Annotated in this window: 12 protein-coding genes; 2 read left to right on the top strand and 10 right to left on the bottom strand. The window is 62.3% G+C overall.

Annotated elements, in window-relative coordinates; translation table 11 throughout:
* Positions 1–151: 151 nt before the first annotated feature.
* Positions 152–514, top strand: a complete 363-nt coding sequence (locus tag ACNHGR_RS11640; RefSeq protein WP_475286250.1) for a hypothetical protein — start codon at positions 152–154, stop codon at positions 512–514.
* Between the two features lie 540 nt (positions 515–1054).
* Complete coding sequence (locus tag ACNHGR_RS11635) at positions 1055–2653, top strand: hypothetical protein (protein WP_475286248.1); 1599 nt, start codon at positions 1055–1057, stop codon at positions 2651–2653.
* Positions 2654–2660: 7 nt separating this feature from the next.
* Here the strand turns inward: ACNHGR_RS11635 and ACNHGR_RS11630 are convergent, their stop codons facing one another.
* From ACNHGR_RS11630 to ACNHGR_RS11585, 10 genes are all read right to left on the bottom strand, one after another.
* Positions 2661–3443 carry a hypothetical protein gene (locus ACNHGR_RS11630; protein WP_475286246.1) on the bottom strand — a complete coding sequence of 261 codons (783 nt, stop codon included), beginning with the start codon at positions 3441–3443 and terminating at the stop codon, positions 2661–2663.
* Between the two features lie 43 nt (positions 3444–3486).
* Positions 3487–3699, bottom strand: coding sequence for a hypothetical protein (locus ACNHGR_RS11625; RefSeq protein ID WP_475286244.1), 213 nt, complete (start codon positions 3697–3699; stop codon positions 3487–3489).
* On the bottom strand, positions 3699–3962 hold the full coding sequence (locus tag ACNHGR_RS11620; protein ID WP_475286242.1) for a hypothetical protein: 264 nt from the start codon (positions 3960–3962) through the stop codon (positions 3699–3701). Before ACNHGR_RS11620 ends, ACNHGR_RS11625 begins: the two co-directional genes overlap by 1 nt.
* Positions 3959–4525: a glycoside hydrolase family 108 protein gene (locus tag ACNHGR_RS11615; RefSeq protein ID WP_475286240.1), complete on the bottom strand. Its 567-nt coding sequence runs from the start codon at positions 4523–4525 to the stop codon at positions 3959–3961. The genes ACNHGR_RS11620 and ACNHGR_RS11615 overlap by 4 nt, the downstream gene beginning before the upstream one ends.
* Positions 4522–4935 (bottom strand): hypothetical protein, encoded by a 414-nt coding sequence (locus tag ACNHGR_RS11610; protein WP_475286238.1) that lies wholly within the window; start codon positions 4933–4935, stop codon positions 4522–4524. The genes ACNHGR_RS11615 and ACNHGR_RS11610 overlap by 4 nt, the downstream gene beginning before the upstream one ends.
* 43 nt (positions 4936–4978) lie before the next feature.
* Positions 4979–5809 carry a hypothetical protein gene (locus ACNHGR_RS11605; RefSeq protein WP_475286236.1) on the bottom strand — a complete coding sequence of 277 codons (831 nt, stop codon included), beginning with the start codon at positions 5807–5809 and terminating at the stop codon, positions 4979–4981.
* Between the two features lie 11 nt (positions 5810–5820).
* Positions 5821–8328 (bottom strand): hypothetical protein, encoded by a 2508-nt coding sequence (locus tag ACNHGR_RS11600; protein WP_475286234.1) that lies wholly within the window; start codon positions 8326–8328, stop codon positions 5821–5823.
* 102 nt (positions 8329–8430) lie between these two features.
* A complete protein-coding gene (locus tag ACNHGR_RS11595) occupies positions 8431–8598 on the bottom strand; it encodes a hypothetical protein (RefSeq protein WP_184267283.1) in 168 nt (55 codons plus the stop codon).
* A gap of 8 nt (positions 8599–8606) precedes the next feature.
* Positions 8607–10118 carry a hypothetical protein gene (locus ACNHGR_RS11590; protein ID WP_475286232.1) on the bottom strand — a complete coding sequence of 504 codons (1512 nt, stop codon included), beginning with the start codon at positions 10116–10118 and terminating at the stop codon, positions 8607–8609.
* Positions 10115–10813: a hypothetical protein gene (locus tag ACNHGR_RS11585; protein WP_475286230.1), complete on the bottom strand. Its 699-nt coding sequence runs from the start codon at positions 10811–10813 to the stop codon at positions 10115–10117. Before ACNHGR_RS11585 ends, ACNHGR_RS11590 begins: the two co-directional genes overlap by 4 nt.
* Between the last annotated feature and the right edge of the window lie 15 nt (positions 10814–10828).

The raw sequence follows: 10828 nt of genomic DNA, 5'->3' as shown, positions 1-10828 counted from the left end.
TGTGGATCGCAAACGACAAATCGCGCCGTTTGCCTGAACGATGAGTTGAGGGCGCGACGAACTGTTTCGGGCGAAAGCCAGGGTTGATTCTTCAGGCATCGGTGACGAACCGGCACGGGAACCAGTTTTCCAATTGATGCGTAATTCGGTCATGCCGATTGACGTCGGCTCCCGCGGTACATTGGCCCCGCGCTGCGACCCCAGCGCGGGGCTCTTTATTGCCAAGGCCCTGCTGCGTCGCTATCGCCATCGCGATCCTGTCGCACACCTCTATCGCGGCGCGCGGCAGGGTCGCCTGCCATTCGGAAATGGCAACCGGAACTTAACGATTGCAGCACAGTATGAGAGTGCCCCGTGCGGCTTCCAGCCTCATCCAAATGCGCGGGGCAACCTTTCAATTCGCTGCCTGATGATCGACGCAATTATCCTCGGTATCGCCAGCGCGATCGCGCCGCACACCATCATCGCAGCGCGCGACAGGTCGCCAAATAATAAGGGCGGCCCCATGCCGTAGCACAGAGCCGCCCGCCATGCAGTCCATTGGCTGCGATGTCCTGACATATTGAGGCGAGAACGCAACTTCCTTATGGCGGCGATGGCTCCGGCGCTACGTTCGCACCGGTTGAGGCGTCGGGGCCAACTTGCGAATCTTCTTCAAGGTCGATAGCAAGCTTCTGATCCCAGCGATTGGAACGACCCTCTGTGTCGCTGGGATCAACTCTCATTACCGTCACGATGGATTGGCCGATCAGTTCGCCGGCAGCGCCAGCACGTCGAACGCCACGCCCGCCATCGCCGCCGCGCGCGGAATCAGGTCGAGGCCAAGGATCGCCTGATCGACGCAAATTTTTCCTCAGCGGCCATGGAAAACGTTCCTTGGCAAATCGCAGAGCCGAGTGCGCCAGTTTGTCCGAAAAAATCGCCCGCTAAATCATGCGTGATCGCTCGCAATACATAACTGCGAGTTAATTGAGGCATAGGCATTGATTTTTCTTCGATATCAAATTTAATTAACATTCGATGAGCGGGGTGCATAATCCAGGAGAGACGCACGATGATATTTTTGAGCGATTTGGATTGTGTATCGATATTGGATGATAGAGAGTTCACGGAAAAATTCCTGCGCTATACTCGCGGACGCCTTCGCCGACTGCGTCAGTCACCAAAAAACTTCATGCTTCCTCCTCCCGGGTTTCCGTCAAAATGGCGTAAGGATTGGGAGCGCAACTCGAACGCGATCTACTGCACCCTCATAATATTGGCGCAAGTTAAGGACCTTGCGCGCTATGACGACGATTGCCGCCACATATTGATGGGCGCGCTCCCGTGGGTCGAGCAGATAAGGTCACACATTTTGGGTTCAAAAGACTGGCGCCCCGCCGGCGCGACACCTGAAGATCCCTATGATTTCAATAATTGGTCGAATGGATTTGTCCCAGGTGCTCTGGGACTGACCTGCGCCATTTTAGGCGATGTACCTTCTGAGGCAGTTCATGCCTTCATGTCGCGCGGTGCGTCATGGTTGTCGCATAGATCTTTTCCTGTCGCACAGCATTGGGAACGGCGATCAACAAATCACGGCATTGTCATCTATAGCGCATTTTTAGTTGGCGCTCAACTGCTCGGTATCAGCGAGACTGAAGCACTGCGCAACATGGATGACGCGTGGCACCAGATCATGGAGAACGCTATACCGGATGGTAGCTTCGGCGAAGGACTACATTATTTTGGATTTGCGATGGCGCATGCCATCCCTCTGGTATTCTTGAAATGGCACAAAAGCGGATATGAATGGCAGAGGTTCGCGCGATCTTTAAACATGTTCATCGAGTCAACGACTTTCTTAAGCCATGCGACAGCGACCTCTGGTCAGCCGATCGCGAACTTCGGGGACGTCTTTCAGAAAGAATGGTCCGATACTGGCCCTCTGCGATTGGCCAGCGCGCTGTCTGGCACTCCGTTGGCACCACATATTCCGCAGGCCGTAACGCCGAACACATATCATGCAGCGATGGATTTTTGCCTGCCAATATCATCAGGGCCAGCGATGGTTGACGGTACGATGATGTCTTTATTTGAACATCGCCGCTTGGCATCTATCGATTTTTTCGAAGGAGGCGCTAAGCGCTCTGGGCTATTTGTATTCGGTTCCAAACGACATATCACGCATAGCCGCGATCATGACTGCGGAGGATTTACTCTCGAACTTGATGGCGAGCCAGTAATTGAGAACAGTCACGGTATGTCTGCACTATATGGCAATAGTGTGCTTAGCGCTCGAAATGGCCAGATTATCGATTTTTCCGACCCGCGAGATTATGACGGTGAGATATGGGCAGATAATCGGTCTATAAAGGTCGCGACTAACTTTAGCAAAGCCTTCAGAGGAAGGACAGGAATTAGAGAAATGGAGCGCGTTTTTAAACCGGATTGGAAAAGATCAAAGCTCATTATAGAAACCAAAATTACAGCCGATACCCAACCTGTTATGACGTTTAATCTCGGAAGTGACGCCCGTGCTTCCATCATCTGTGAGGACAGCGATGGCTCGGCATTGAAAAAAATTAGCGTCGACGGCGTCACTTGCTTTATCGCACCTGAAGGAGAAGGGCCTCGCACTTTCGTCACAACAATTGGCCCGGTCGCGCCTTGATACAATCTCAATATTGCTCACGAAAAGCGATCATCGTCGCGGCCGATGCACACACGGCATACAGGGCCGCCGCCGTGTCCCAGCTGTCCGACGCATAGGCGACGGCCGCCAGCGGCCAGCCAGTCGACAGGGTGACGCCGGGATTGCCGAACGCGCATTGCACGGCCGTCGTCACTGTCACCCCGATTTTCTGCCGTCCCGCGCGCGCCGCCGCGATCAGCGTGGCGGACGTGCCGACCGAAACCTGACCCGTGGCCAGCGATCCGCCGCCCTTGCTGACGACATATTGACCGGTCGTGTTGCCGGCCGCGCGGTCCCAGCCCGAGCCATTCCAGACCTGATTTTGACCGCGCGTCACCAGCCCGTTCGATCCCGCCTGACCGTCGGATGGCGTGCCGATACCTGCGATCGACCCGCTGCTGTTGCCCAGCGCGGTCAACAGAAAGCCGCTGCTGGTGATGACGCAATCGCCCCGCTGTCCCGCCGTATAGGTTGGGAAGGCTGTCAGGAACACGCATCCAACCTTGACCGGATTGCCACTGTCGGCGCTGCCGGCGGCAACATTGCCCTGCACCTGACCGGCATTGGTGCCGGTACCGCTGGTGGGCGCGACGGGCAGGGGCGAGGTCGCAGACACGGCGATGCAGCTTCCGTCAGCCTGTTGGACGCATGGCGCCTGGACTGGCGCGTAGCCCGCCGGCGCCTGCACCGATGGCGCGGATGTCTGCGCCAGCGCGCCCAGGGGCGACAGCAACAGGGCGAGCGCAGCCGCCCATCGAATGATGGTCATGTTATTTTCCTTCGGATAGCATGGAGGAATGAGACGGATCGCCTCAAGGATTGAAATGGCGCTGGTCGCCGCCGCGATGATCGCCGGCATCATCGCCGGCCTGGTCAGTCTGGTGCGTGCCATCGGGCGATGGCTCGGCTGAGCGCTTGCCCCTGATCCGAGTGATGACAGCAGCCCCCATATCCCAGAGCAGCAGCCCGACCTGCATGGCGGCGGCCACCTTGCCGCCCTCGCGCGTGATCTTGCCAAGGCCCATTATTTCGGTTCCGGCGCGGGCGGATCGGCAGCAGGCGCGTTTGCCAGACTCTGGCCCATGCGGTCGACGCTGCGCTGAGTGCCGCGCTCCTTGATCGTGCTGATGATGCCCTGAAGCACCAACAGGCACGCCGCCACGTCCCAACCAGTGACGCCCTTGTCGATCACCTTGCCGAGCAGCCATATGACGCCGACCGCGATCAAGGCGAACAGCAGGTTATCACCGGCATGATCCGACGGCTTCGGGATGGAGGGCAGTTTCATGCTGCGATCCCCATGCGCACCTGCCGGGCGACCCAGCCGTAGGAGAACTCTTCGTTCGCGGGCCGCGCGATGCTGATATCCTCATAGCGCGCAGTGCGGAAAGCGTGGATTGTCCAGAGCAGAACCTGAAGCCCTTCGCCTGTCCGGCCTCGCCTCTGGAAATAGCTGTCCAGCGCCGCCCGTGTCATAGGCCCGCAGGCCCCGTCCACCTTGAGATCGGGGTAGAAGGACGCGCCACGGTTGAACAGGTTGAGGGCGCGCTGGAGGAATTGCCCCGCAATCGCCTGCCCCATGTTGATGCCCGTATCGAATAGCAGCTCGCCCAGCCGGGCAGACATGGCAGCGATCTTGTCGAAGCCGGGATCTATCAAATAGCGCTGGCGATAGATGGACACCGCCGTATCGCGCGGCAGTGTTTGCATGGTGCCAGTATAGCCATAGGCGCGGGCAACCTGTTCGGTAATACCCCAGCGCGTCGGGCCGCCCTTGTCCTTTGGATTGTTGACGTAGCCGCCTTCGCGGCCGATCGCCTCGTCAATCATCTGATCGATGGTCACAATCATCCTCCCAGAGGGCGCTTGCCCTCGGCGATATCCTGAAGCGTCCGCTCCGCACTCAGTTCGGTTTGCACTTCCTGCCGGATCGCGGCCTGCCGACGTGCGGCGTCCTCGGTGATGGCGTCCGTGACCTGCCGCACGAACCGATCGGTATAGAGCTTGACCACGCGATCAGCGCCGACGGTCGCCCCGGCCGTGATGAGCGCAGCGCCTTCGCCGTCGACGCCGGCGCGACTGATGAGCCAGTAGGAAATTAGCGCCACCATCGGGAGGATGAGGATGTCCGCCAGCACCAGCGCCGGCTTGATCTTCACGCCCTTTTTAATGAGCAGCGCATATTTGGCGAGAAAACCGAACGACAAGCCAACCCAAATCCAACCATATTTGGCGATCAACGCCTCGCCCCATGGCGTCATCACCGGTGCTCCCTGTTGTGCATGCATTGCCCCGACACCCATTTTACTGCGGACAGAAGGCGCGCATCGCCATGGCGGCATCCATGATCGCCTCGACCGCGCCGTCCGTGTCGGGCAGGTAACCGAGCCAGCCAGCCGCCAGCGCGATATCGGCGGCCGCCGAATATTGCCCGTCGGCAAAGGCCCCCAGGCCGAAATTGTTGCTCTGGGAGGTCACACCGTTGGTCATCGTGAATTCATCGGTTGGAATCCGGCTGTTTGCATAGATCCGCGCCTTCTTGTCGGCGGCACGATAGGTCCATAGCGCGGCCGACCAGGCGCCGACTGGCGCAGGTGAGCCCACGCCCGAAATGATGTTGTTGGTGCCGTGCTGAAGGCCCAACTGGCCATTCTTGTTCTGGAACAGGCCGACGCGGCTGCCGACCGTAGTGCCCTGACCCAGCAGTCCATTATGATCGGCCAGATCGTTCGGGCGAAACAGGATCAGGAAGCTGTAGCCCGGCGCATCGCGAAGATCGGCCAGCGCCGGCGCGACCATGCGCAGACCTTCGACATCATGGTTTCCGCCGACACTGGCACGGTTGAAATGCCAATAGCCATATTTGGTCGTGGTCGGGTTGACGCGCGTGACCGTGGCGGATGCCGCCGCCGGCACATAGAATTTGCGATCGTCCATGCCGTCCAGATCGGCGATCGGATCGCCGGCCGATCCCAGCGGGCGACGCCCCGGCTGCGCCCAGTTGTAGAGCAGGTCGTCACGCTGCGCGCAGACCTGTTCCTCCAGCGCGAAGGCCGCCTGTGGTAAGGGCGGCGCGCCCGCGATCGGCACCCCACTGGCTTGCGTGATTTCGACATGGGCAAGATCGAACGCCATCTATGCAGCTCCTAAACGTGATAGACTATTTGCTGGACGGGCCAGCCCGACACGATCTGTCCGGTCACGCCGCACAGCCATTCGCTGTCGTCCCGGATGTTGATGCGTGCGCCTGCCGCGTCGGGCGGCGGGTTCACGCCGCCGACACAGCCCAGCAGGAACCTTGGATGCGCATCCAGAGTGGTCGGCGCATGGGTGATTTGCAGTGTCGCGCCGGAAAGCGTCATGGCGCTGATAGGAACTGCCCCGGCATCGCTCGCAAGCGACGCGCCCTTCCAGCCATCCAGCATGTCCGGGATCGTCTTGGTATCGAACGTCATACTGCCGGTGCCACCGGAGAAGGTGACCGTACTGGTCGTGCCGCTGGTCAGTGCCACGCTGCCGTCGGGGAGATATGGCGCCCGATAGGTGCCGGCCGTTTCGATCATGCGAGCGATCAGGTAGGCGCCCCCTGATCCCATCGGGAAATAGGTCGGCCCCAGCAGATGCGTATCGAGGTCATGGCCTGGCAGCATGGGGTAGATCGGCATGCCGACCGCTTCGCCGTTACGGATCAAGTCGGCCTGCGCCAGCGTGGCCATGCCGATGTTGCCGCCGGGCCGCTGCTCGCACTGCTGGATGATGGAGCCGATCCAGTTCGCCCCTACCGCCGCCGCCTTCGCGCGCAGGCCCGCATTGATGGCGCGCCAGTAGGTCTTGAAGGTTTCCCCGCTGGTGCCAATGCCGTTGTCGGCCTCGCCCAGGCTCATATCGTCCACGATATTGAGCGTCAGGCCCATGATGGCCGCATGGCGGGCGGCGGCATCGATCGCCGCCAGCATCGACGTGTAATGGGCGCTGCCCGGTGCGAAATCGGCGATGGCGGTGCCGCCAGTGCCGATGATGCAGCCCAGAAAGTGCGACAGCGGGTGCATGTGCTGACCGATCAAGGCCTGCGCGCAGCTTTCCATGTCGGTCTGGGCAAAGACGCGGCTGTTCATGTGGCTGGCCCCTCGCAGCGGCGCGAGGCGCTGAAACTGCACCGGGTCGACCACATTGAACCGGTTGACCGCTTCGGGGATCAGCTGGAGCGGGCGCGGGCCGCGCTCATGGCCGTCGATCGCGCGACCGTCGAACTGCCATGCACGGTCGCTGATCTTGTCCCGCCACGTCGGACCAGTCCGGGCAGCATTGCTTTCGGCGTAGCCCTGCCGCAGGCTCTGACCCCAGCCAAGCCGGAAGATCATCTGAAGGCCGGAATTGGCGTGCAGCGTCACGGGGCGATATCGCACCCTGGCATCGGCGCCACGGCGGCGAATAAACGCAAGGCCATTGCCGCCGCTGCGAAGCGTGGCCGGATAGGGACCGCCGGTCAGCGGCGTCTTGACCGCGGCGGTTCGTGGCAGGAAAATCTGGGGACGCACTTCTGTGGTCATGTCGCCATGGGTCGGCAGCGTGATCGGCACCCCCGTCAGCATATCGTCCGTCTTGCCGAACCGCTGCTCGATCGGATCTTCGATCTGGATCGCGCGACCAGCGGAATAGGCTTTCGCCCCGCCACCGATCTTGGGGATGTTGTATGCGCGAGGCGTCGCTTCGGTGTAGAAGCCGCCATTCGCCGCGACGATGCGACCGCTCAGCCGTCCGATCTTGGGGATACGCCGCCCCGTGCGACCCTTCACATCGGCAACAGCATTGGCGTTGGGCATGGAGAAATTGAGGAAGACCGATGCGCCCGCGCCCTTGGAATAGAGGTCCAGACTGCTCGCGCGGGCCAGCCAGTAATTCGCGCCCACTGGCAACGTCGGGTCATTCTGCGCCACCGCCTCCGTCAGATAGGTGCCGTCGGCCGACGCGCCCGCCGCGATCGCCGCGACCTGATCGCGCAGATTGTCCGCCGACGCCGCCGCCTGCTCAGCGCGCAGACGATCGTCGGTGGCACTGGCGGCCTTTTCCTGCGCCAGCTGCGCGGCATCCTGCGCCGCACCGGCGAACGGCGCGCCGCCTTCGCCACCCCATTCCTTGATCTTGCCGATCATCAGGTCCGTGTCGGCGCTGGGGATCAGGCCCTTCTGGGCAAAGCGCTGTTCCACGCCGGGGCCGGTCGCGCCCAGTTCGCTGACGACGATGTCATCGGTTTCCGCCAATATGTCGGCCGCCGTCACGTCCAGCACCGCCGGGGCGATTTCCCCGCTGGGCAGGCTGGAACTGGGCTGCGCATCGATCGGCCCGGTCCAGCGCGTCGTGGACCCGCCATGCGTTGTCTCGATCACTTCGTAGACCAGCGCATAGCTCGACGCGTCGTAGACGGCGGTGCAATCCTCCGCCGTCAGCAGGAACATATAGACCTGGCCGTCGCTCGACAGGACGCCGGCGATTTGCAGCAACGGCTCCAGGATCGCCGCGCGCCGCACCACCAGCACGAAACTGCGCCCCGTCAGATCCTGCGCCACGCCATTGGAGGCCAGCACGAACCGCAGGGCGCGGGGGCTGGATGCCCACAGGGTCAGTGGCGGCGCCAGCGTGCGAAACGTCGTCATGCGTCACCCCGCACGCGCAAATGGGGTCGGTCGCCGGCGCACGCGGCGCCGACGGGCGAAAGGCCCGGCACGGTCATATTGTCTGTCCTTGGCGTTAGGGGTTCAGATCGGAACGACCCGGCCGTCGACCACGCGGTGCGTGGCATCCCAGTTCGGCCGATATTGCGAAACCTCGACAAAGGGGCGGCCGTCCGCCTGCATCGACGCAGCCGGGCCGACCGCGCATTCGGTCACGGCCCCGCTGTCGCGATCGTAGAAAAGGACGATCATGCTGCCCCTCAGTCGTAGATGATGATGGTGGACAGGTTGCGCCCCTCGACCGTCATGTTCGACGGCCCCTGGAACACGATCTGCACGTCATGCGTGCCCGCCGCCAGAGCGTTGAACCCGGCCAGCACGACCGATATTTCCGTCGTGCCGCCACCCACAGAAAACACGTTCATGCCGCCGATGAACAGGTCGATCTGCGATGCGGTCACCGCGCCGCTATAGGAAATCGCCAGCGCGGCCGTGGCCTGTATGGTGCCGGCGCGCAGCAGCTCGATCGTCTTCGACAGGACGACGATGCTGGTCCCCATGCCGCTACCGCTGACCGGCGTGCTGGCCGCCGCGCCCGCAAACTGCGCACTATTGCCCGATCCCGCCCTGATCCGGTCGACCACGATGCCCGACATATAGATGTCGTCGGGATCTTCGCCGTCGCCCGCATCCCCCGCGCGAAAGATCAGCGTGCCGTCGGGCTTGAACATCTGGAAACTGTCAAACTCCAGGTCCAGCCTGCGCTGGATCTTGTCGTTCGTGGTCATGATGCCGCCGACCCGCCCGTTCGGCTTGACCAGCAACACGGCCTTGCCGACGAACCCGGCCTCGGGATCGATGACCGCATCCTCCAGTGCGTCGATCGCGTCCTGCAATCCGCTGCTGGCGAGCGGCGGCACATTGGTCAGCCCCTCGATCGTCAGCGTGCAATAGCTGACCGCGACCAGCGACAGGTCGATCGAAAAATCCTTGAAGAAGCCGTAGATGGTCAGGCTGTCATAATCTTCCTCGCCGATCCACAGGCAGGCGCGGGCACGCACCGCCGCCAGCCGCCTCTGCACCACATCGGCATCATCCGCGTCGATCTTCGACCGGATGCCCATCCGCTTGGCCCATCCGCGCTCCACGACCGTCGTGGTGCCGAAATCGTCGGTATCGCGCCGGCTGAAATCCGTGATGGAAATGGACGGCCCGGTTTCGGTAATGCCCAGGTTCGCCGCCACGCCGATGATCATGGTGCCGATCTCGACAGGGACGGAAGGGCCGCTGGCCGATGCCGTCAGGGTGATGACGCCCGCCGGATCGTCGGGCAGGTCGCGAAACACCAGATTGACCTGGTCCGTATCGCGCACCAGCGTTTCGTCATAGACGCCCGATCCGCCGACGGACATCTGCACCCGTACACTGACCGCATCGGTATCCAGCACCGCGACCGTGTCGATCGCCACGCCGGGCGTGATGGTGACGACGATATTGGCGTTGCGCCGGGTCGCGGACCCGACCGCCTCATCGAACATCGCCCAGCGGTTCGTGGCGCCGACCTCTATCCACCAGCTGCCGGCATCCTCCTGCGGGTCATTGCCGACATTGTCATCCGCCACGCTTTCATAGATGCGGTGCGCCGCCGCGATGATCACGCGATAGCCCATCGGATAGGTGGTGCCGGCGGCCCATTCCGGATGATCGGCTTCCGGCACATTGCTGGCGGTCAGCATGGCGTCCGTCACCAGGACGGGCGGAATGACCTTCATGCCGCCGGCACCGTGGCGATGGCGTCCCCGCCGCTGGCCGCCGTCACATTGTCCAGTGTGCGGACCAGCTTGCCGGTATTGCCGGCGGTGGCCGCATGGCCTGCATTATTGTCTGCGCGCATCTGCTCCAGTTCCGCCTTCAGGGCATCGATCTTGGCGCCCAGGTCCGCCGTGCTGCTGGCGCTTCCCGTCGCGCTGCTGGTGGATATCGCGGCGGCATCGGCCGCGGCGCTCAGCGTCTCATCGATCGAGGACAGCAGCAACACGCTGGCATTGGTGGCATCCAGCGTCGCCTGCGCCACGTCGATCTGCCCCTGCGCCGCGTCGATGCCGCCGTCGACATAACGGGCAACCATGGCGACATCGCGCTGATACTGGGCCATGCTCGACGCATTGTTGCGCGCCGTCGTCAGGAAATCCTGACTGACCCCCTGCAAATTGGCCAGCGCCGTCGCATCGCCCCCGGCGGCCAGCCCGCCCGTCTCCATCAGCTTGATCATCGCCGCACGATAGGACAGCGCGCCATCGGCCTGCCCCAACAGCGTGTCGCGATAATCCTGCAACGACGTGACCAGCGGCTGCATCTGCGCGATGATCACCGCCTCGCTGATGGCGGTGAAGCTGCTGGTGAAGGGCATGAACGGCGCCATGCCGACGCTGGCCGCCGAAATGCGGCGGGAAGCCTGCGAGCGCATCGATGACGTGATTGA

The sequence above is a fragment of the Sphingobium sp. RS1 genome, from assembly GCF_056156825.1.
Note: the sequence above shows the minus strand (reverse complement) of the source record. Positions and strands in the feature narration are given on the sequence as shown.